This window comes from Streptomyces sp. CB00316 (assembly GCF_001905595.1).
In the GTDB taxonomy this organism is placed as follows: domain Bacteria; phylum Actinomycetota; class Actinomycetes; order Streptomycetales; family Streptomycetaceae; genus Streptomyces.
This window is the reverse complement of record NZ_LIXI01000001.1, coordinates 1-21,905: the sequence shown is the minus strand read 5'-3', so window position 1 is coordinate 21,905 and position 21,905 is coordinate 1. Positions and strand designations below refer to the sequence as shown.

At 70.7% G+C, this 21,905-nt stretch carries 19 protein-coding genes; 9 read left to right on the top strand and 10 right to left on the bottom strand.

The genetic code is table 11. The features are described 5' to 3' along the window. The first annotated feature begins 54 nt into the window (after positions 1-54). Positions 55-624, top strand: coding sequence for a DJ-1/PfpI family protein (locus AMK21_RS00095; protein WP_073872739.1), 570 nt, complete (start codon positions 55-57; stop codon positions 622-624). Positions 625-675: 51 nt separating this feature from the next. Here the strand turns inward: AMK21_RS00095 and AMK21_RS00090 are convergent, their stop codons facing one another. After that, positions 676-1,353, bottom strand: a complete 678-nt coding sequence (locus tag AMK21_RS00090; protein WP_073872736.1) for an HAD family hydrolase — start codon at positions 1,351-1,353, stop codon at positions 676-678. Positions 1,354-1,409: 56 nt separating this feature from the next. Further along, positions 1,410-1,916 carry a DUF6912 family protein gene (locus AMK21_RS00085; protein WP_073872733.1) on the bottom strand — a complete coding sequence of 169 codons (507 nt, stop codon included), beginning with the start codon at positions 1,914-1,916 and terminating at the stop codon, positions 1,410-1,412. Between the two features lie 276 nt (positions 1,917-2,192). On the opposite strand from AMK21_RS00085, the gene AMK21_RS00080 reads away from it, so the two are divergent. Next, positions 2,193-2,639 (top strand): Rv3235 family protein, encoded by a 447-nt coding sequence (locus tag AMK21_RS00080; RefSeq protein WP_073872731.1) that lies wholly within the window; start codon positions 2,193-2,195, stop codon positions 2,637-2,639. A 68-nt stretch (positions 2,640-2,707) separates the two neighbouring features. On the opposite strand, the gene secA is transcribed toward AMK21_RS00080, so the two are convergent. After that, the gene (secA, locus tag AMK21_RS00075) at positions 2,708-5,524 is read right to left on the bottom strand and encodes a preprotein translocase subunit SecA (RefSeq protein ID WP_073872729.1); all 2,817 of its coding nucleotides are present in this window, start codon (positions 5,522-5,524) and stop codon (positions 2,708-2,710) included. A 240-nt stretch (positions 5,525-5,764) separates the two neighbouring features. Between secA and AMK21_RS00070 the strand changes: the two genes are divergently transcribed. Both AMK21_RS00070 and AMK21_RS00065 read left to right on the top strand, forming a co-directional pair. Continuing rightward, positions 5,765-6,376: a GNAT family N-acetyltransferase gene (locus tag AMK21_RS00070; RefSeq protein WP_073872726.1), complete on the top strand. Its 612-nt coding sequence runs from the start codon at positions 5,765-5,767 to the stop codon at positions 6,374-6,376. Between the two features lie 95 nt (positions 6,377-6,471). Continuing rightward, on the top strand, positions 6,472-7,659 hold the full coding sequence (locus tag AMK21_RS00065; protein ID WP_073872723.1) for a winged helix-turn-helix domain-containing protein: 1,188 nt from the start codon (positions 6,472-6,474) through the stop codon (positions 7,657-7,659). A 24-nt stretch (positions 7,660-7,683) separates the two neighbouring features. Here the strand turns inward: AMK21_RS00065 and AMK21_RS00060 are convergent, their stop codons facing one another. The 7 genes from AMK21_RS00060 to mtnA all read right to left on the bottom strand — a co-directional run bounded on the left by AMK21_RS00060 (position 7,684) and on the right by mtnA (position 16,205). Then, positions 7,684-8,436 carry a response regulator gene (locus tag AMK21_RS00060; protein WP_073872720.1) on the bottom strand — a complete coding sequence of 251 codons (753 nt, stop codon included), beginning with the start codon at positions 8,434-8,436 and terminating at the stop codon, positions 7,684-7,686. 186 nt (positions 8,437-8,622) lie between these two features. Next, a complete protein-coding gene (gene hpf / locus AMK21_RS00055) occupies positions 8,623-9,312 on the bottom strand; it encodes a ribosome hibernation-promoting factor, HPF/YfiA family (RefSeq protein ID WP_073872717.1) in 690 nt (229 codons plus the stop codon). A 329-nt stretch (positions 9,313-9,641) separates the two neighbouring features. After that, complete coding sequence (locus tag AMK21_RS00050) at positions 9,642-10,370, bottom strand: ComF family protein (protein ID WP_073872713.1); 729 nt, start codon at positions 10,368-10,370, stop codon at positions 9,642-9,644. Between the two features lie 108 nt (positions 10,371-10,478). Next, positions 10,479-12,305, bottom strand: coding sequence for an LpqB family beta-propeller domain-containing protein (locus AMK21_RS00045; protein ID WP_073872710.1), 1,827 nt, complete (start codon positions 12,303-12,305; stop codon positions 10,479-10,481). A gap of 34 nt (positions 12,306-12,339) precedes the next feature. Beyond that, entirely contained in the window at positions 12,340-14,367 is a 2,028-nt protein-coding gene (gene mtrB / locus AMK21_RS00040; protein WP_073872706.1) for an MtrAB system histidine kinase MtrB, read from the bottom strand. A gap of 1 nt (position 14,368) precedes the next feature. Beyond that, the gene (gene mtrA, locus AMK21_RS00035) at positions 14,369-15,058 is read right to left on the bottom strand and encodes a two-component system response regulator MtrA (protein WP_007448372.1); all 690 of its coding nucleotides are present in this window, start codon (positions 15,056-15,058) and stop codon (positions 14,369-14,371) included. A 4-nt stretch (positions 15,059-15,062) separates the two neighbouring features. Beyond that, entirely contained in the window at positions 15,063-16,205 is a 1,143-nt protein-coding gene (gene mtnA, locus AMK21_RS00030; RefSeq protein WP_079181037.1) for an S-methyl-5-thioribose-1-phosphate isomerase, read from the bottom strand. A gap of 140 nt (positions 16,206-16,345) precedes the next feature. Between mtnA and AMK21_RS00025 the strand changes: the two genes are divergently transcribed. Genes AMK21_RS00025 through AMK21_RS00005 form a run of 5 tightly spaced genes read left to right on the top strand, consistent with a single transcriptional unit; the run spans position 16,346 to position 21,817 of the window. Then, positions 16,346-17,554 (top strand): hypothetical protein, encoded by a 1,209-nt coding sequence (locus AMK21_RS00025; RefSeq protein ID WP_073872702.1) that lies wholly within the window; start codon positions 16,346-16,348, stop codon positions 17,552-17,554. A gap of 4 nt (positions 17,555-17,558) precedes the next feature. After that, positions 17,559-18,248, top strand: coding sequence for a DUF4129 domain-containing protein (locus AMK21_RS00020; RefSeq protein WP_073872699.1), 690 nt, complete (start codon positions 17,559-17,561; stop codon positions 18,246-18,248). Then, positions 18,245-19,477, top strand: coding sequence for a DUF4350 domain-containing protein (locus tag AMK21_RS00015; RefSeq protein ID WP_073872695.1), 1,233 nt, complete (start codon positions 18,245-18,247; stop codon positions 19,475-19,477). The genes AMK21_RS00020 and AMK21_RS00015 overlap by 4 nt, the downstream gene beginning before the upstream one ends. Further along, complete coding sequence (locus tag AMK21_RS00010; RefSeq protein WP_073872689.1) at positions 19,474-20,493, top strand: AAA family ATPase; 1,020 nt, start codon at positions 19,474-19,476, stop codon at positions 20,491-20,493. The genes AMK21_RS00015 and AMK21_RS00010 overlap by 4 nt, the downstream gene beginning before the upstream one ends. Before the next feature lie 10 nt (positions 20,494-20,503). After that, on the top strand, positions 20,504-21,817 hold the full coding sequence (locus AMK21_RS00005) for a DUF58 domain-containing protein (protein WP_073872687.1): 1,314 nt from the start codon (positions 20,504-20,506) through the stop codon (positions 21,815-21,817). Positions 21,818-21,905 lie beyond the last annotated feature (88 nt).

Genomic DNA, 21,905 nt, shown 5'->3' with positions numbered 1-21,905 from the left:
CCTGTCCCTAGAGCACGAGAGTCGGCCCCCCGCCCGAGCCCCGAGGAGCGCGTCATGCCCGAGAAGATCCTCATCGTCACCGGCGACGCCGCCGAGTCCCTCGAAGTGCTCTACCCCTATCAGCGGCTGCTGGAGGAGGGGTACGAGGTCCACATCGCGGCCCCCGAACGCAAGACGCTGCGCTTCGTGGTCCACGACTTCGAGCCCGGCTACGACACGTACACGGAGAAGCCCGGCTACACCTTCCCCGCCGACCTGGCCTTCTCCGAGGTGGACCCGGGAGCGTACATCGCTCTGGTGATCCCCGGTGGCCGCGCCCCCGAGTACCTCAGGAACAACGCGGAACTGCGGAAGATCATCGGCGCCTTCTTCTCCGCGGACCGCCCGGTCGCCCAGATCTGCCACGGCCCCCTGATCACCGCCGCAACCGGCAATCTCAGCGGCCGCCGCGTCACCGCGTATCCCGCCCTGGAGCCCGACATGCAGAGCGCGGGCGCGACGTTCCAGGACACGGAGGCGGTGGTGGACGGCCCGCTGATCTCGTCGCGTGCATGGCCGGACCACCCTGCGTGGATGAGGGAGTTCCTGAGGGTGCTGCGCGGCCAGTCCAGCGTGTCGGACTGATATCCAGCCCGTCCAGCCGCATCCAACGCGTCGGGCGCTTGAGGACGTCCTTCAGGCGGAGAACGTCTGTGCCAAGGCCACCGCCTCCCCCAGGCTGTCCACCACCGGCACCCCCGCCGCCAGCAGACTGCTCCGGCTGTGCGACCCCCCGGTGTACAGCACAGAGCGCGCCCCCACATGCGCCGCCGCCACCGCGTCGTCCACCGCGTCCCCGATGACCACCGAGTTCTCCGGGGATATCCCGCCCACCCCTGCCAGCGCCTCGAAGTGCCGCTCCATGTGGAGCGCCTTGCTCCCGCCCGACGGCCCCGTGCGCCCGTCCACACGGACGAAGTGGGACTCGATCCCGTACCCGCGCACGACCGGCACGAGGTGCTCGTGCCCGTACATGCTCAGCAGCGACTGGCTGTGCCCGGCCAACTTCCACTGCGCCAGCAGGTCCTCCGCCCCGGCGGTGAGCCCGCAGGCGACCCGGCGCTCCGCGTAGTACCGGTGGAAGATGTCGTCCATCCGCTCCCACTCGGCCTCCGTGGGCAGCCGCCCCAGGAGCCGCTCGTAGAAGCGGGGTATGGGCACGCAGTACATCTCCCGGTACTGCTCCAGCGTGAGCGGCGCCAGCTCCACCTCGGCGAAGGCGGCGTTCGTCGCGTGGATGACGGCGTGGATGTCGTCGAGCAGCGTGCCGTTCCAGTCCCAGACCAGATGGGTGCGTGTCTTCCCGGGTGTCATGGAGAAAAAGTACCCGCCGGGTCTGACAACGCAGAAGAGCCGGCCGCGCGAAGGGTTCAGCCGACGAGCTGCGGAATCTCCTGGACGCCGAACCAGAGCAGCTCGTGGTCCTCCGCCCCGTCCACCGTGAACTGCGCGTCGTCGTCGCCGAGGTCCGCCGCCCCCAGGGCCGCCGCCGCCGCGGCCACGTCCTTCTCGGCCTCGTCGGCGTCCACGTGCACCGCGGCGGCCTTGGCCAGCGGCAGGGCCGCGGCGAGGCGCACCTCGCCGAGCGAGACCGCGCTCAGCCCGTGGTCGGGGTCGGCGGTGGCGGCCCCGTCGGGGACGTCGACGGCGACGACGATCCGACGCCGGGCCTCGTCCGGGTCCCCGGCGATCAGCCGGAGGGAGGCGGCGGCGGCCCGGGTGAGCGCCGCGTACTCCAGCTCCTCGATGTCGTCGGAGACGTACCACTCGCGCAGCCCGGGAGTGACCGCGTAGGCCGTCAGCGGCCCCGGGCCGACCTCGCCGACCGCGTGTGCCGCTGCGAGACCGGAGAGGGTCAGGGGGACGTACACGCGCATGGCAGGCCGCTTTCGTAGTCGGAGACGCCTTCAGGATACGTGGGGACCGTCCCCTTTCGGGTTTCGGCAACCGGGGGCCAACGTCCACCCGCGACGCTCCGTCACCCCCGCGCCGGCCCTTGCGACACCTGGCCCGCGCCCCGGATAGGTGAATCCCGCCGAGCCCCTGACCGGGCGCGGGAGCCCCTTGCGGTGTTGTCGGCCGTCCCCGTAGAAGATCCCCAGCACAAGTTACCGCCCGGTACTTCCCGGGCCCGGTTCACGGGGGCGACGAACATGAGCACGAACAGCACGAGGCCCGCCGGCCGTAGCGACCAGCGTCGGCCCAGGGTCGTACCTCCCCAGCGGTCCCGGCGGCTCCAGCCGCACCGCCCGCCGCGGCCCCACCAGTGGTTCGCCGAACGGCTGCTCGCGGTCCTCAGCGGCCAGCGCCCGGTGCACTGGATGCTCGGCCACACCATCGGCGACGCCTACGACCAGCTCGCCGAACTGGCCCCCAGCACCCCGCTCGGGGCCGCCCGGGGCCACCGCCCGGTTCTGCGCCACTGCCACGGCGCCCAGCCCGCCACCGGGGTGGTCGAGGCGTTCGCCAGCATCGCGGCGGGCGACCGGGTGCAGGCCATGGCCTTCCGCCTGGAGCAGGGCCCCGACCAGCGCTGGCGCTGCGCGGCCGTGGAACTGGGCGGCGAACGCCTCGTCCCCGCCCGCCCGGCCCCGCGGTGACGCTCACAACGCGGCCGGGGCCGGACACCCTGCGGTGTCCGGCCCCGGCCGATGCGGCGCCGCTGGTGCTATTTCTTACGACGGCGACCGCCGCCGCCACCGCTCTTCTGCGCCTTGCGGCGCTCGGCACGCGTCATCCCGTCCGAGGAACCGGACGGCGCACCGTCGGTGGCGAAGTCGCCCTCGACGACACCGCCCTCGCCGTCCACCGTGGGAGCGGAGAAGTGCAGCCGGTCCGGACGCTGCGGGGCCTCCAGGCCCTTGGCCCGGATCTCCGGACGCGCGGCGGGAGCACCCTCCTTGGAGAGCGAGGTGCGCTCGGCCGCGTCCCGCACGGGAACCTCCTCGACCTGCTGCTCGACCTGGACCTCCAGGTTGAACAGGTAGCCGACGGACTCCTCCTTGATGCCCTCCATCATGGCGTTGAACATGTCGAAGCCCTCGCGCTGGTACTCGACCAGCGGGTCCTTCTGCGCCATGGCCCGCAGGCCGATGCCCTCCTGGAGATAGTCCATCTCGTAGAGGTGCTCGCGCCACTTGCGGTCCAGCACGGAGAGGACCACGCGCCGCTCCAGCTCACGCATGATGTCGGAGCCGAGGGTCTTCTCGCGCTCCTCGTACTGCTCGTGGATGTCGTTCTTGACCGACTCGGCGATGAACTCGGCGGTGACGCCCGCCAGGTCCCCGGCCGCCTCCTCCAGCTCCTCGACGGTGACCTTCACCGGGTAGAGCTGCTTGAAGGCGCCCCACAGCCGGTCCAGGTCCCACTCCTCGGCGAAGCCCTCGGAGGTCTCCTGGCCGATGTAGTCGTCGATCGTGTCGTCCATGAAGTGCCGGATCTGGTCCTGGAGGTCCTCGCCCTCCAGAACGCGGCGGCGCTCGCCGTAGATGACCTCGCGCTGCCGGTTGAGCACCTCGTCGTACTTCAGGACGTTCTTACGCGTCTCGAAGTTCTGCTGCTCGACCTGCGACTGGGCGGAGGCGATGGCACGGGTGACCATCTTGTTCTCGATCGGCACGTCGTCCGGGACGTTCGCCATCGACATGACGCGCTCGACCATCTGGGCCTTGAACAGGCGCATCAGGTCGTCGCCCAGCGACAGGTAGAAGCGGGACTCGCCCGGGTCGCCCTGACGGCCGGAACGGCCGCGCAGCTGGTTGTCGATACGGCGCGACTCGTGCCGCTCCGTGCCGAGCACGTACAGCCCGCCGAGCTCCTTGACCTCTTCGAACTCCGCCTTCACGGCCAGCTCGGCCGACTCCAGCGCGGCGGGCAGCGCGGCCGCCCACTCCTCGACGTTCTCCACCGGGTCGAGGCCGCGCTGGCGCAGCTCCGCCTCGGCGAGGTCGTCCGGGTTGCCGCCGAGCTTGATGTCGGTGCCTCGGCCGGCCATGTTCGTGGCGACCGTGACGGCGCCCTTGCGGCCGGCCTGGGCGACGATCGTCGCCTCCCGGTCGTGCTGCTTGGCGTTGAGGACCTCGTGCTGGACGCCGCGCTTGGAGAGCTGCTGCGAGAGGTACTCGGACTTCTCGACCGAGGTGGTGCCGACCAGGATCGGCTGGCCCTTCTCGTGCTTCTCGGCGATGTCGTCGACGACGGCGGCGAACTTGGCGACCTCGGTGCGGTAGATCAGGTCCGACTGGTCGGCCCGGACCATCGGCCGGTTCGTCGGGATCGGCACCACGCCGAGCTTGTAGATCTGCTGGAACTCGGCGGCCTCGGTCATCGCCGTACCGGTCATGCCGGAGAGCTTGTCGTAGAGGCGGAAGAAGTTCTGCAGGGTGATCGTGGCGAGGGTCTGGTTCTCGTCCTTGATGTCCACCCCTTCCTTCGCCTCGATCGCCTGGTGCATGCCCTCGTTGTAGCGGCGGCCGGCGAGGATACGGCCGGTGTGCTCGTCGACGATCATGACTTCGCCGTCGATGACGACGTAGTCCTTGTCCTTCTTGAACAGTTCCTTCGCCTTGATGGCGTTGTTCAGGTAGCCGACGAGCGGGGTGTTGACCGACTCGTAGAGGTTGTCGATGCCGAGCCAGTCCTCGACCTTGGCGACACCGGTCTCGTGGATGGCCACGGTCCGCTTCTTCTCGTCGACCTCGTAGTCGCCGGTCTCCTCGATGCCCTTGAGCTGGTTGCCCGCCTCACCCTTGGTGAGACGCGTGACCAGCTTGGCGAAGTCGCCGTACCACTTGGTGGCCTGGTCGGCCGGGCCGGAGATGATCAGCGGCGTACGGGCCTCGTCGACCAGGATCGAGTCGACCTCGTCGACCACGGCGAAGTTGTGGCCGCGTTGGACGAGCTCGTCCTTGGACCACGCCATGTTGTCGCGGAGATAGTCGAAACCGAACTCGTTGTTCGTGCCGTACGTGATGTCGCGGGCGTACTGCTCACGGCGCTGCGCCGGCGTCATGTTGGAGACGATGCAGCCGACGGTCAGACCCAGGAACTTGTGGACGCGTCCCGTCAGCTCGGAGTCACGCTCGGCGAGGTAGTCGTTGACCGTGATCAGGTGCACGCCCTTGCCGGAGAGTGCGTTGAGATACGCGGGCAGGGTGCCGACGAGGGTCTTGCCCTCACCCGTCTTCATCTCGGCCACATAGCCGAGGTGCAGGGCGGCTCCGCCCATCATCTGTACGTCGTAGTGGCGCTGTCCGAGGACGCGCTTCGCGGCCTCACGGACCGTGGCGAACGCTTCGGGAAGCAGGTCGTCCAGGCTCTCGCCGTCCGCGTACCGTTCCTTGTACTCGTCGGTGAGCGCCCGCAGCTCGGCGTCGGAGAGGTTGACGAAGTCCTCTTCGATGGAGCTGACCTGGTCCGCGATGCGGTGCAGTTTGCGCAGGATCTTGCCTTCGCCTGCACGCATGAGCTTGTTGAAGACGGACACTGAGGCTGGTCTCCTTGCCGGTCGGGCCTGGCACTGGGTCGTGTAATGGACTCTGGCGCGGGCACGGCAGGTGGGCCCCACCGCAACGGCCATCGTAAGCGAGGACACCACCGCGCCGGGAGGGCTGCCGCCGCGTGGACCTCGCCGCACCCTCCAAGGACAACGGCCCAGAGGCGTGGAAGGTGCCGGGAAGCCCCAAAAGTGCTCGCATCGCGGCTGCCCGCTCACCAGAATCACCTTATGGAGCCGATCACTCTCACCACGCGACGACTTCTTCTGCGGCCGTTCGGTCCGCGGGACACCTACCGGGTGCACGCGGCCTGTCAGGACCCGGACATCCAGCGCTGGACGGTGATCCCCTCCCCGTACCGGCTCACCGACGCCGAGCTCTTCACCGCGAAGCTCGCCCCGGCGGGGTGGCGGGACGACTCCGCGTACAGCTTCGCCCTGGTGCTGCCGGAGACCGGGACGCTCGTCGGGGCGCTCGGCATCGACCGCCGCAGCCGGCCGGGGACGTACGAGGTGGGCTACTGGTCCACCAAGGAGCACCGCGGTCGCGGATACGTAACCGAGGCGGTGCTGGGCTCCGCCCGCTGGGCCTTCACCGCGCTCCGGGCGGACCGGCTGGAGTGGCGGGCCGAGATCGGCAACGTGGCCTCCCGCGCCGTCGCCCTGCGGGCGGGGTTCCGGCTGGAGGGCGACCAGCGGTCCGGGCTGCTCAACAAGGGGGTGCGGCGCGACGCCTGGACGGCGGCACTGCTCCCGTCCGACCTGGGGCTTCCCGGCGGCCACCCGTATCTCCCCGAGCGACAGGCCGAACGGCCCGGGGGAGCCCCGGACTCCGGACGGTGAGGCGGCGAGGCGGCGAGGCGGTGCAGCCGTGCAGCCGTGCAGCCGTGGCCGGATTCCCGTTCTCGCTGTCAGTGGTGCGGTCTAGGGTTCGACATATGACGCCTGTGCCTCCTCCCGCAGTCGAACTCTCCGCCGACCAGGCCCGCCGCATAGCGCTGCGCGCCCAGGGCTTCCTGGGGGCGCCGGACCGCAGGGCGGGGGTGCCGGGGGTGCTTCGACACCTCGGGGCCGTCCAGCTGGACACCATCTCGGTGCTGGCCCGCTCGCACGAGCTGATCCCCTACGCGCGCCTCGGCGCGGTCGGCCGGCGCGCGGTGGAGGAGGCGTACTGGTCAGGCGGCCGCTCCTTCGAGTACTGGTCGCACGCCGCGTGCATCCTGCCCGTCGAGGAGTGGCCCCACTTCGCGTTCCGCCGCCGCGCCTACCGCGCCCGTCCGCAGTGGCACCACGATCTGCCCGACGGCGTGTACGACACGGTGATCAAGCAGCTGAGCGCCGAGGGCCCGTTGACGGCCACCGAACTCGGCGGCGCGAAGAACGGCGGGGAGTGGTGGGACTGGTCGGCCTCCAAGGTCGCCGTCGAACGGGCCCTGATGTACGGCGAGGTGGTCTGCACCGAGCGGCGCGGCTGGAAGCGGGTCTACGACCTCGCCGAGCGCGCCATCCCGGACGCCGTGCTCCACGACGACCTGAGCGACACCGAGTGCCGGCGGCGGCTGGTCGCGCTGGCGGGCAAGTCCCTGGGGGTCGGCACCCGCAGTGACATCGCGGACTACCATCGGCTGCGGGGCGAGGAGTTCGACGCCGTGGTGGCGGACTCGGGCCTGGTTCCGGTGGCGGTGGAGGGCTGGGCCAAGCCGGCCTGGGCGGACCCCGAGGCGCTGGCCACGGAGCCGCGCGGCCGCCACCGTACGACACTGCTGTCGCCGTTCGACTCGCTGGTCTGGGAGCGGGCGCGCACCGAGCGGATCTTCGGCTTCACGCACCGGCTCGAGGCGTACGTCCCCAAGCCGAAGCGGATCCACGGCTACTTCGCGATGCCGCTGCTGGCGGGCGGGAAGCTCCAGGGCCGCGTCGACCCGGCGCGCGAGGGCACCACGCTGATCGCCCGGCAGGCTTCTCTGGCCGGTCCGAAGGCGGTGGTCCCGATGGCCGAGGCCCTGGTGGAGGCGGCGGCCTGGGTGGGCTGTACGGACATCCGGCTGGAGCGGATCGACGCCCCGGAGCTGCGCGACCCGCTCAGGGACGAGATCGGCCGGGCGTTGCAGCGGGCCGGCCGCTGAGGGGCCGAGCGGGCCCAACGGCGCCTACCTGATCTCCAGGATCTTCTCCCGCATGGCATAGACCACGGCTTCCATGCGGGAGTGCAGCTGGAGCTTCTCCAGGATATTGCGGACGTGGTTCTTCACCGTGTTCTCGGAAATGAACAACTCCTTGGCGATATCCCGGTTGTTCATACCGGTCGCCACGAGTTTGAGGACTTCCAGTTCCCGTTCGGTGAGCCGGGGGGCGGGGACGAGCCGGCGCTCGTCGGTGCGCTGGATCATCGATTTGAACTCGGTGAGCAGCTTGGAGGCCATGGAGGGGCTGATCTGGGACTGCCCGTCCGCGACGGCACGAATGGCCGTCGCCACCTCGTCGGTGGAGATCTCCTTGAGGAGGTATCCGGTGGCGCCCGCCTTGATCGCGTCGTAGAGGTCGGCCTCCTCGTCGCTGATCGTCAGCATGATGATCTTCGCGCTGGGCGCCACCTCCTTGATGGAGGTGCAGGCTTCGATGCCTCCGCGTTTAGGCATCCGCACATCCATCAGAATGATGTCGGGCAGCAGGTCGGCGGCCTTGTCGACCGCCTCAGAACCGTCACCGGCCTCACCGACGACCTGGATGTCCTCCTCCTGGGCGAGGACGATCTCCAGACCCCGGCGGAAGAGCGCGTGGTCGTCGACCACGAGGACCCGGATGGGCTCCCTGCGCGAGGTGCCGTCCGATTCGTCGTCGGTGCGAACACCGGCGTCGTCGGAACCCATCGCACCGCGCACGGGCCCGAAGGTGTCCACCATCGTTCCTCCCCCTGAAGGCCACGGCCTGATAGTCATCAGGCGTCCGCCAACGGCGTTTCACCGAACCCCGATTGGCTCGGAACGCCATGATTCCATGCCGGGACGCCCGAGCGGTGATCCTGTGATCGCGCGCAGGTGCCCCTGGTGGCGTGAAAGCGCTCCAGGGGCACCTGTGACGGTGTGGCGTCAGCCGCCGAGCGCACCACCCGCGCCGCCTGCTTCATCAGCGGCGAGCGGGTCGGTCCTCAGGTGGATGACGCCGTAGTCGTAGGCGTGTCGCCGGTAGACGACACTGGGCTCCTTCGTCTCGGAGTCGACGAACAAGTAGAAGTCGTGCCCGACCAGTTCCATCTCGTAGAGCGCCTGGTCGAGCGCCATGGGTGCGGCGGTGTGGGTCTTCTCGCGCATCACGAGAGGCCCTTCGCCCTGCACCTCGATCGATCCGACCTTCTTGGTCGGTACGGGTTCCGACGGCTGCTCGCCGACCAGTTCGCCGTCCTCGTCGAACGAGGCGACACCCGGCACCACGTCCCCGACCTCGGCGGCCGACAGACGGCCGTTGCCCCTGCGGCTGTAGCGCTTGTCGTGCTGCTTGCGCAGCCGGGCCTCCAGCTTTCCGGTGGCCAGGTCGAGCGCTGCGTAGGGGTCGCCCGCCGCCGCTTCCGCCCGGATGACCGGGCCGCGCGAACGGAGCGTGATCTCCACCCGGTCGGAACGGTCGGCCTGACGGGGATTCGGCTCCTTGGACACCTCGACGTCGAGGCTGATCACCTTGCCGTCGAACTTCTGGATCTTGTCCAGCTTCAGCTTTTCGGCCACGTGCTTGCGGAACCGCTCGGGCACCTCGGTCTTGCGGCCCTTGACGACGATGTCCACGCAGAACTCCGTTCCCGGATCGCCCCGCTTCGGCGGCGGGGCATCTCCCTTTTGCACCAGCCCCCGGTGTCCCCAGGGGCCTCGGACTCGGTGACTTCCGCCTCCTCCTCCCCCGTCGGAGAGGTCGCTACCCCACCGGCTCGATCGCTTCCGGTCCATCGGTGAGTTACCTGCCCGAAACCTCACGGTGCATTCATCGAGGTTCGGCCTTCACCGTTCCTCACAACTGAACATAGCCTGCGTACCGGGGTATCGGCACCCGCTACCGGTACTTACCTCCGCTCAGGGGGTTTTGCCCTGCCATTACCTGCAACGATGCAAGTTCTTGGTCAGTTCCGGTTTATTTCGAATGCAGACGGAGAAGCAGAGACGACCGCCGCCGCGCACACCCCGTGACCGAAGCGTCTCCCGTCTCTCCCAAGCGCCTCGGTGACCGCCCGCGCCGCCTCGGCCAGCGTCGATCCCGTGGTCAACAGGTCGTCCACCAGGACCACATTCCCGAGGGCGAGCAGCCGCTCTCCCCCTCCGGCCACTCCCAGCGCCCCGGCGAGATTCGCCCGCCGCCGGTGTGCCCCGAGACCTGACTGGTCGGCGACCGCGCGGCGCTGGCGCAGCACCGGGAGCACCCGGGCCGGCCGGGCCGTCCGCCGCAGCTCGCCGGCGGCCGCCCGGGCGATCCGGAGCACCGGATCATGCCCGCGCGCCGCGGTCGCGGAGCGCGCGGAAGGCACGGGCACCAGCAGCAGGGGCCCTACGGCCCCCGCCTGCCCCGTCCCGGCCCGCACGGACGCTGCCAGGGCCCGTCCCAGGGGCCCGGCGAGCCCGAGTGCCCCGCGCTCCTTGTGGGCCAGCAGCACCGCACGTACGGCGTTCTCGTAGGGCGCCGCCGCGTGCACCGCCGGAAGCCCCGCGGGCCGGGGTGAGGGTCGCACCCTGCGGGCCGGCACCCCGTTCAGAGCGGCCCCGCACACCGAGCACAGCTCCGTACGCGGCCTGCCGCAGCCCGCGCAGGCCACCGGCAGGACCAGTCCGGAGAACTCCCGCCACAAATCCCACATGGATCCACCGTGTCCGACCTCCGGGCAACGGACCACCCCTGTGGAAAACCTGCCGGAACCCGCTCCGGGTGCGCAGAGACTCATCCGGAGACGTCGGAAGACGTCGGGTCAGCCCGGGTAGACCAGCGAGGTGCCTTCCTCCAACACCGTCTGCCAGTTGTCCCCCGGCGAGAGCTTCACTATGCCGTCGCCCTCGGTCTCCGCCATCAGCGGAAGCAGCTCGTCGTCCGCCGCGGCGACCGCCTGGACCTGGTTCACACCGGGCAGCACTCCTGAGGCCCCGGAGGACGGCGTGGAACCGTCCGCCTGCACGTACCGCACCTGCTGGACACCGCCCGCCTCCTTGCCGACCACCACGAGACGGCTGCGGCCCGACCAGGAGATGGCCGTCACGTCCGTGAGCTGCGGCGCGGCCTGGCGCAGGTCCTCGACCGAGATCTCGGGCGCCTCGTCGGTCCCGCGCCGCTCGACCCTGCCGATCTTGAGCGTCGTATGCCCGTCCTCCGTCACCAGCAGGGCGATCCGCACCCCGTCCGCCGACAGCCGCAGCTCCTCGATCCGCCCGCCGTCCAGGCCCGGGACCCGGACCTCCTGCGGATCGCCCTCACCCTCGACCAGCCGCAGCAGCCTCGGACGCTCCCTGTCGCGGTCGGCGACCCACAGGTCACCCCGCCCGTCCCAGCTCGGCGACGACAGCCGGTCGGCGGTCTTCTTCCCCGCGCTGGTCACCACGGGAGGCGCCAGCTCACCCTCCACGTCCAGGGAAGCGACGTAGAGGTTCTGCCCGGTGGCCGAGACCGCGGCGGCCCGCTGTTCGTCCCGGGCCACCCCGACGGCACCCATCGCGACCGTGCCGACGCCCAGGGGACCGTGCACCGCCTCGGGGGTGCCGTTGCCCTCGGAGGCGCTGGGGATCCGCTGGACCCTTCCCTTGGCATCGATGAAGTACTGGCTGTCGGGCCCGTCGGAGCCGCTGTCGGAGGAGAACTTCGCCGCCTCGTCCGCGTCCAGCGCACAGAGCCGGCCCCGCCCGCCCTCCAGCTCCACCTGTTCGACCCGCGCGGAGGTCAGGTCCCTCAGGGTGAAGAGCACCTGGGCGGCCATCATCCGGCAGGCTGCCCGGCCCGCCTTGTCGGCCTTGCCGTTGAGCGGCACCTTCAGCACGTTCTGGTCGTCGGGTGCCAGCGCGACGACGTCCTTGCGCAGGGCGGTCCCGGTGGGGAACCGGGAGTCGACCACGGGCCGCAGCCAGTTCGTCGGCCCCTCCAGCAGCGTCCTGACCGTCTGCGTCGCCGTGCTCATCCGAGTGACCGGATCGGTGCCGGTGCGTACGTAGACGGGGTCGGCGACGAGCGTCGGCTGTCCGTCCGTCCGCCCGCTGGCGAAGTAGTACTTGTTCACGGAGCGGTAGAGCCGCTTGAAGTCGGACTGCCCGAGGACCAGCCCGTCCGGCACGGTGTCGATGCGCCACTCGGCCTTCCCGTCCGCCACCTTCTCCCGCACCAGGTGCAGCACCTGGGAGTAGTCGGTGGGGGCGAGCGGCTGGTACGAGCTCTGTGCGTCGACCGCCGCCACCTGCTCGCCGGTCAGCGTGTAGGAGGTCTCGGAGTCCCGTCGCTCCTCGTCCTGGAGCGACGGGCCGCTGCGGTTGGGTGCCTGGGTGAGGACCGTGGTGCCCTCGCCCGGCTGCCAGGTCTCGGCCGCGTCCTTGCTCAGGTACTTGCGCGTGGTCCGGAAACCGGGGTCGTCGCTGGTCATCGACTCCAGAAAGCCGTCGACGATCTCGCTGGGCGCCGCGCCCTCACGCGGCTCCACCGCGTACACCTGCACCTGGGAGTCCCCCGGCTGCGAGGCATCGACCGCCTTGACGTCCCCGGTCACCGGCATCGACCCGCAGCCTGCGAGCACGATGACGGAGCCGAGGAGCGCGGACATCCGCACGCCGCGTCCGGGGCCACCACGACGGCGGTCAGTACCCACGAGTGGTGTCCTCCTGGTCGCAATTCTGCGCTGCGGAACCCGCACCACCGAAACGCTCCGGTGCCGGGCGCGCCACCACACGGGCCCCGTTGCCGGGCAGCGACGCCGGGTGCACCGAGGCGGGGGCCGGGTGCGGAACCGTGGAGCCGCGGGCCGGCACGGGCAGCGGCGGGCGGGCCGCCGAGCCGGGCTGGTTCGGCACGGACACCAGCCGGTTGTCCCCCGCAAGCGCCTCGTCGCGCTCCCGGCTCTCCCGGTTGCGCCGGGAATCCTCGGGCTCCAGCGGTATCGGCGAACCGCGCAGCGGCTCGTCCGCCGTACGCGGCAGGGTCAGCCGGAACTGGGATCCGCCTCCCGGCTCGCCCCACGCCTGGAGCCAGCCGCCGTGCAGCCGGGCGTCCTCGACGGCGATGGAGAGCCCCAGACCGGTCCCGCCGGTCGTCCGGGCCCGCGCCGGGTCGGCGCGCCAGAACCGGTTGAAGACGCGGGTCGCCTCGCCGGGCTTGAGCCCGACCCCGTAGTCCCGTACGGCCACGGCGACCGCGCCCTGGGCCACGCCCATCCGCACGACGACGTCCCGGCCCTCGCCGTGCTCGACGGCGTTGACCACGAGGTTGCGCAGCACCCGCTCGACGCGCCGGGCATCGGCCTCGGCGATCACGGGCTGGTCATCGCCGACGACCAGGATCCGGCTGCCCTTGCGCTCGGCGAGCGGTTCGGCACCTCCGATCACCCGGTGCACCACGGCCCGCAGGTCTATCGGCTCGGCCTCCAGCGCGGCTGCGCCCGCGTCGAACCGGCTGATCTCCAGCAGGTCCGAGAGCAGCGACTCGAAGCGGTCGAGCTGGTCGCCGAGCAGCTCGGCGGAGCGCGCGGTGACCGGATCGAAGTCAGCACGCGCCTCATGGATGACGTCGGCGGCCATCCGTACGGTCGTGAGCGGGGTCCGCAGTTCGTGCGAGACATCGGAGACGAAACGGCGCTGCATCCGGGAGAGCTCCTCCAACTGCTGGATCTTCAGCTGAAGGTTCTGCGCCATCTTGTTGAAGGCCTCACCGAGCCGGGCGATGTCGTCCTCGCCGGTGACCTTCATCCGTTCCTGGAGCTTCCCGGCGGAGAGCCGCTCGGCGATACCAGCCGCCATCCGCACCGGCGTGACGACCTGCCGCACCACGAACCAGGCGATGGCTCCGAGCAGCACGACGACGAACAGCCCGGCGGTCGCCAGGGTCGTCTTGACCAGCGCCAGGGACTTCTCCTCCTGCGTGAGCGGGAAGAGGTAGTAGAGCTCGTAGGCCTGCTGGTCGATGTCGTAGAGCCGCTTGCCCACGACGAGGCCGGGCTGGGACTCGTTGCCGTTGGAATACCGGATCAAGGAGTACGTCTGGAAGGCGCCCTGCCCCTTGCCCACGTCCTTGCGCAGGCGCTCGGGCACGCTGGCGGCCTCGACGCTGCCCGAACCACGCGGGGCACGGCTGCCCGCGCCCGCACTCACCGAGTCCGCGCTGAGCGCGACCACGTTGAAGGCGTTCTTGCCGCCACTGGCCAGCTGGTCGACGAGCTCGGTGCGCCACGAGGTGTTGGCGGTCATGCCGTCAGGCCCCTCGGTGCCCTGCCCGCCCGGCGCCAGGGAAGCGTTCGCCTTCTCCTGGGCCGCGGCGAAGCCACCGGCGGCCTGGGTCTGGGCGGCCTTGCCCTTCGCTTCGAGCAGACCGTTGCGGACCTGCCCGATCACGACGAAGCCGAGCAGCAGCACCACACCCATCGACATGAGCAGGGTGCCCGCGACGACGCGGAGCTGCAGATTGCGCCGCCACAACCGCACGGCGGGCAGCAACGGACCGCGGACCCACCGCATCAGCAGACGCGGTACGGGCCCGCCGGGCGTCCGGTCCTGGAACAACCGGCCGCCCTGCAGGAAACGGCTCATACGAGAAGCCTTCCGTCCCGGACCGGCAGCCCGCTCCGCACGGACTCCCGGCTCCCCGGGGTACGGAGCAGCGCCGCCCTCGGCCATGTCAGCTCGGTCCGGCCTTGTAACCGACCCCTCGGACGGTCACGACGATCTCCGGCCGCTCCGGGTCCTTCTCCACCTTGGAGCGCAGCCGCTGGACGTGCACGTTCACCAGCCGGGTGTCGGCCGCGTGCCGGTAGCCCCAGACCTGCTCCAGCAGGACCTCACGGGTGAAGACCTGCCACGGCTTGCGGGCCAGGGCGACCAGCAGGTCGAACTCCAGCGGCGTCAGGGCGATGGACTGCCCCTCCCGCTTCACGGAGTGACCGGCCACGTCGATGACCAGGTCACCGATGGTCAACTGCTCCGGCGCGGGCTCTTCGGACCGCCGCAGGCGGGCCCTGATCCGGGCGACCAACTCCTTAGGTTTGAACGGCTTGACGATGTAGTCGTCGGCCCCTGATTCCAGGCCGACCACGACATCGACGGTGTCACTCTTGGCGGTGAGCATGACGATCGGCACGCCGGACTCGGCCCTGATCAGCCTGCACACCTCGATGCCGTCCCTTCCGGGCAGCATGAGGTCGAGCAGCACCAGGTCCGGCTTGGCCTCACGAAATGCGGCCAGTGCCTTGTCGCCGTCCGCTACGAACGACGGCTCGAAACCTTCTCCACGCAGCACAATCCCGAGCATCTCGGCCAGTGCGGTGTCGTCGTCGACGACAAGGACGCGTCCCTTCATAATCGACATCATCCCATTAGCTAATCGTTACCTGCGATGACCTGGCACACAGCTCTGCCAGTCCGACCCCCGTGACCGGGGAAATGACGCCCTCCTCGGTGACGATCGCCGTGATCAATTCCGACGGCGTGATGTCGAAAGCCGGGTTGTACACCGGGGCCCCGAGGGGTGCGACGACCTTCCCACTCCCGGCGCCCCCCGATGCGCTTCCCGGCGATGTGACCTCCGTCACTTCTTGCCCGGAACGCTGCTCGACGATGATCGATGTGCCTTCGGCCGTCTCCATGTCCACGGTCGTCGTCGGCGCCACCACGATGAACGGCACATGGTGGTACTTCGCGAGCACAGCCAACGGATAGCTCCCCACTTTGTTGGCCACCGAGCCGTCTGCGGCAATGCGGTCCGCCCCAATGAGTACGGCATCCACCTCCCCCGCGGCGAACAGGGAGCCCGCCGCACTGTCCGTGAGCAGGCTGTACGCCATCCCGTTGCGCGCCGCCTCGTACGCCGTCAGCCTCGCCCCTTGGAGCAGCGGCCTGGTCTCGTCCACCCACAGCCGGCGAAGCCGCCCCTGCCGGTGCACCCTCAGAGCCACCGCGAACGCCGTCCCCTCGCCCCCGGAGACCAGCGCCCCGGTGTTGCAGTGGGTCAGCAGCTGATAGCCCCGCCCCGGCAGCAGCTCCTCCAGCAGCGCCGTCCCGTACTCCGCCATCCGCCTGCTCGCCCGGGCGTCCTCCCGGTGCAGCGCCTGAGCTTCGGCCAAGGCCACAGCCGCGGCCTCGGTGAGCCCCGCCCCCTTCTCGGCGGCCGCCCAGTAGGCCCTAGCCACCCGTCGCACCCCGTAACCGAGATTCACCGCGGTGGGCCGCGCCCGCTCCAGCAGCCCGGCCGCCTCCGCCACGTCGTAACCCCGGGCCGCCGCGAGCGCCACCCCGTACCCCCCGGCGATCCCGAGCAGCGGTGCCCCCCGTACCGCCAGCGTCCGGATAGCCCGCACCAGCGCGGGCACATCCGTACACACCAGCTCGACCTCCTCCACGGGCAGCCGCGTCTGGTCGAGGAGCACCAGTACGGGACCTTCCGGAAGGTCGTCCCAACGGAGTACGAGAAGCGCGGAAGGCTCGCTGCCCACCGGCGTTTGCGCGTCCTGATCAGCCATCCACCCAGTCTGCCCGGTGACCCGCCCACAAATGAAGGCACGAAGGAGAGAAGGCTCCCCGCCCGCACCGCACCGGCCCGTGGCACGATGGCTGCCAACCTGCCGCCCCGATGAGCGGACAGGACGGTGAAGGAGCGAGAATGAACGACTCTCCGGGCTGGGCGACGCCCGGATCTGCCCCCTCGGACGGCCAGGAGGCGGCCATTCCCCGCCCCTCCGCACCCCAGGACGGAGGCGCATCGACGGGACAGTGGTCCCCCGAGCAGCCGCCTCCCGGGCAGTGGTCCCCGCCGAGCAACCCCGGCAGCGGCCCCGGCACCCGCCCGCCCGCCCCCGGCTGGGGCGGTCCGCAGCCACCGGTCTGGGGCACGAAGCCACCGGCGGTGAAGCCCGGCGTCATCCCGCTGCGCCCCCTGGGCCTCGGCGAAATCCTCGACGGCTCGGTCTCGGCCTTGCGCGCCCACTGGCGCACCGCACTCGGCTTCAGCCTCGCGGTCTCCGTGGTCGTCCAGGTCGCCGTCACCCTCATGCAGCGCTACCTCCTGCCCAAGCCGACCACCGTCGACCCGAACGCCAACGGCGCCGAAGCCCTTCGCCAGGCCTCCGAATCCGCCCGGACGACGCTGCTCTCCCTCGCCCCGGCCTCGCTCCTCACGATGATCGCCACGCTCTTCACCGCGTCCATCGTCACCGTGGTGATCAGCCGCTCGGTGCTGGGCCGCCCCGTCACGCTCTCCGGCGCCTGGGCCGAAGCCCGTCCGCGGATCCTCCCCCTGATCGGGCTGACCCTGCTGGTGGCCCTGATCACCGCCACGGTCATGACCGTCGGTGTCGGTCCCGGGCTGCTGGTGGGCGCCGAAGCCGGCGCGGCGCTGGCGCTCCTCGGCTTCACCGCCGCCTGCGTCGTGATCCTCTGGCTCCAGGTCAGTTTCGCCCTCGCCGCCCCCGCCCTGATGCTCGAACGACAGAGCATCCTCGCCGCGCTGCGCAGGTCGGCCAAGCTGGTCCGCGGTGCCTGGTGGCGCACCTTCGGCATCCTCGCGCTGACCTACCTGCTCGTCTTCCTGGTGAGCTTCCTCGTCTCCATCCCCTTCGGCGTCATCGCGGTCATCGCCGACGGAACCGACATCAGCGAGTTCTTCGAAAGCGGCGGCCCCTCCCTCGGCTGGCCCTTCCTGATCATCACGGGCATCGGCGAAGTGATCGTCTCCACGCTGCTCTACCCCTTCGTCGCCGGCGTGATGGCACTGCTCTACGTGGACCAGCGCATCCGCCGTGAGGCGCTCGACCTCGACCTCGCCCGGGCCGCAGGCCTCTCCGGCGACGACGCCGAACCCCCTAGGAGCTGATGCGGTGTCGGGGGCGGGGGGCACCACAGCAGCACGGCAGGCCACCGGCGCGGGCGACATACCCGTGGACACTCCACGTGTCCCCGCCCGGGAGGCGGCTGAGAGCGAGCTGTCCAAGCCGATGTACCACGAGAACGATCCGAACGTTCTCCAGCGCGGCCTGAACCACTTCTGGGACTGGGTCGCCGGCGTCTTCGACGCCGCCGCGGGCGCCGCCCCCGGCGGCCCGGCCGGACTCGCCGTCCTGGCCCTCATCGTCATCGGCCTCGCCGTCGCCCTCTGGTGGCGGCTCGGCACCCCCCAACGCTCCTCCCGGACCTCGGACGCCCTCTTCGAGAGCGATGGCCCCCGCAGTGCCGCCCAGCACCGTGCCGCGGCCGACGCGCACGCCGCCGCTCTCCGCTGGACCGAAGCCGCCCAGGAACGCATGCGGGCCATCGTCCGGTCGTTGGAGGAACGCGCCCTGCTCGACCCCCGCCCCGGCCGCACGGCGGACGAAGCCGCGACGGAAGCAGGGCGCGCCTTGCCCGGCCACGCCACCCGGCTGCGCTCCGCCGCCCGGGACTTCGACGACGTCACATACGGCGGCCGCAGGGCGGACCAACCCACATATCTGGCCCTGCGCGCCCTGGACACCGAACTCGACGAGGCCAAGCCCGTGCTGCCCGGAGCCTCCCGAGGAGTCGCCGGATGACCACGGCCACCGCCCCTTCCCCCACCTCGACAGCGCCCACCCCGCACCAGGTCTGGAAGCGGGCACGAGGGCTGCTGATCGCCGTGCTCGTCCTCGTGATCGCAGGCGTCACGTTCGCCGCCGTCCGCTCCGGCACCAACCACGGGCACCTCGACCCCCGCTCCGTCGACCCGAAGGGCAGCCGCGCCGCAGCCGAGCTTCTCAAGGCGCGCGGGATATCCGTCACCGTCGCGACGACCCTCGACGAAGCCACCACCGCGGCGGGACCCGACACCACGCTCCTGGTCAGCGGCCCCAATCTGCTCACCCCCGCACAACAGCGCCGGCTCCACGAGGCAACCACCGCCTCCACCGGCCGCACCGTCCTGATCGCCCCGGGCCCGGCAGCCGCATCTCGCCTGTCCCCCGGCGTACGCACCGAGCCCCACCGCCCGGTGAGCCCCCTCGCCCCGTCGTGCACACTCCCCGCCGCCCGCAGCGCCGGAACAGCGGACATGGGCGGTGTCCGCTACACGACGCCGGACTCCACCGCCAGCGCCTGCTACTCCAGCGACGGCACCCCCAGCATGCTGGTCCTCAAGGACCGCGGAGACGGTGACACCGTCCTTCTCGGCTCCCCCGACTTCCTCCACAACGAACGTCTCGACCAACAGGGAAACGCCTCTCTCGCCCTGCAACTCCTCGGTTCGCGACCCCATCTCGTCTGGTACCTCCCCTCTCTGGCCGATCCTTCCGCCACCAGCGATGACGGCTCCCCCGACGACAACGACACCAACGGCGGCGGCAACGGCGAGGAGACCAGCTTCCTCGACCTGATCCCCTCCGGCTGGCTCTGGGGAACGCTCCAGCTCACCCTCGCCGCAGCCCTCGCCGCGATCTGGCGAGGCCGTCGCCTCGGCCCCCTGGTCACGGAACGGCTGCCGGTCTCCATCCGCGCATCGGAGTCAGCCGAAGGCCGCGCCGGCCTCTACCGCAAGAACAACGCCCGGGACCGGGCAGCCGAGTCACTCCGGGCCGCCACCCGGACCCGCATCGCCCGCCTCGCCGGCGTAACCGCCCGCGAGGCGCACATCTCCGACGTTCTCCTCCCTGCTGTGTCCGCCCGCACCCCCACCGCAGGCGACGACCTGAGCACCCTGCTCTTCGGCCCGGCCCCTGCCGACGACGCGGCCCTTGTCCTGCTGGCCGAGCACCTCGACACCCTCGAAAGAGAGGTACGCACTTCATGAGCGCCCCGACCCCCGAGCCGGCCGAACTTACAGCGGTCCCCGCGGCCCCTGCGGCTCCGGAGCCCGCCGACGGCGCCCGCGCGTCCTTGGAAGCCCTCCGCTCCGAGATCGCCAAGGCAGTGGTCGGCCAGGACCCGGCTGTCACCGGACTCGTCGTCGCGCTGCTCTGCCGCGGACACGTACTCCTCGAGGGCGTCCCCGGCGTGGCCAAGACCCTCCTGGTCCGGGCCTTCGCCGCCTCCCTCGAACTCGACACCAAGCGCGTCCAGTTCACCCCCGATCTGATGCCGAGCGACGTGACCGGTTCACTCGTCTACGACGCCCGCACCGCCGAGTTCTCCTTCCAGCCGGGCCCGGTCTTCACCAACCTGCTGCTCGCCGACGAGATCAACCGCACCCCTCCCAAGACGCAGGCATCCCTCCTGGAAGCGATGGAAGAGCGTCAGGTCACCGTCGACGGCACCCCTCGCCCGCTGCCGGACCCCTTCCTCGTCGCCGCCACCCAGAACCCCGTCGAGTACGAGGGCACCTACCCGCTGCCGGAAGCCCAGCTGGACCGCTTCCTGCTCAAGCTGACTGTGCCTCTGCCCTCCCGGCAGGACGAGATCAACGTCCTCACCCGTCACGCCGACGGCTTCAACCCCCGCGACCTCAAAGCAGCAGGCATAAGGCCCGTCGCAAGCCCCGCCGATCTGGAAGCGGCCCGCTCGGCCGTCGCGAAGACCACGGTCTCCCCCGAGATCGCCGGCTACGTAGTGGATATCTGTCGTGCCACGCGCGAATCCCCCTCACTCGCTCTAGGCGTCTCCCCCCGAGGCGCCACCGCACTGCTTTCGACCGCACGCGCCTGGGCCTGGCTCACCGGCCGGGACTACGTCACCCCGGACGATGTGAAGGCCTTGGCGCTCCCCACGCTCCGCCATCGCATCCACCTGCGGCCCGAGGCAGAAATGGAGGGAGTCACCCCCGACTCCGTCATCACCTCGGTGCTCGCCCACGTCCCCGTACCCCGATGAGGCGGTGACCATGGCCCTCACCGGACGTACCGCACTGCTGGCCGCGCTGGGATCACTTCCCGTAGGCATCCTCGCTCCGAGCTGGGCCGGGATGCTCGCGGTCAACGCACCGCTCTCACTAGCGATTCTGTGCGACTACGCCCTGGCAGCACCAGTGCGAACGCTCCGATTCACTCGATCCGGTGACACATCCGTTCGACTTGGTGACGCGGCCGATGTGCAACTCACGGTGACCAACAGGTCGCGACGGCGGCTCCGGGCCCAGATCCGCGATGCCTGGCCGCCGAGCAGCTGGCCCGCCGGCACCGAACAGTCCGCATCCCGCCACACGTTGACGGTCCCGCCCGGTGAACAGCGGCGCCTGACCACCGTTCTGCGCCCCACCCGCCGCGGCGACCGCCAGGCCGAGCGCGTCACGGTCCGTTCGTACGGCCCGCTCGGCCTCGCCGCGCGCCAGGGCAACCACCGCGTCCCATGGACCGTGCGGGTGCTGCCCCCGTTCACCAGCCGGAAGCACCTGCCGTCCAGACTCGCCCGGCTCCGCGAACTCGACGGCCGTACCAGCGTCCTGATGCGGGGTGAGGGTACGGAGTTCGACAGCCTGCGGGCGTACGTGCCGGGAGACGACACCCGTTCCATCGACTGGCGGGCAACGGCACGCCAGTCGGCCGTCGCGGTCCGGACATGGCGCCCCGAGCGCGACCGCCACATCCTGATCGTTCTGGACACCGGACGCACCTCCGCGGGCAGGGTGGGCGACGTCCCACGCCTCGATGCGGCGATGGACGCCACGCTGCTCCTCACCGCGCTCGCGACGCGTGCCGGCGACCGCGTGGACCTCCTCGCCTACGACCGCCGCGTCCAAGCCCGGGTACAGGGCCGGACGGCCGCAGGCGACGTCCTGGCAGCCGTCGTCGATACCCTCGCCTCACTGGAGCCCGAGCTCGTCGAGACGGACGCCAGGGGTCTCAGCACCACAGCGCTCTCCGCTGCCCCCCGCGGCTCGCTGATCGTTCTGCTGACATCTCTGGAGGCCGCCCCCATCGAGGAGGGCCTCCTTCCGCTGCTCCCTCAGCTCACCCAGCGCCACACGGTTCTGCTGGCCGCTGTATCCGATCCGCGGATCGAGGAAATGACGAAGGCCCGGGGAACGGCGGATGCGGTGTACGACGCCGCCGCGGGCACTCAGGCCCAGGCAGAACGCCGCAGCACGGCGGAGAAACTCCAGCGCCATGGCGTCGTCGTCGTGGACGCCAACCCGGACACCATTGCCCCCGCACTCGCCGACGCCTATCTGGCCCTCAAGGCCGCAGGCCGCCTCTGAGGCTCTCCGACTTGGGCCTCTGGTGATGCATCGCTCACGAGAGGCCCAAGGTTCGGGACATCTTCAGAACGCAGGAAAGCCCCGCACC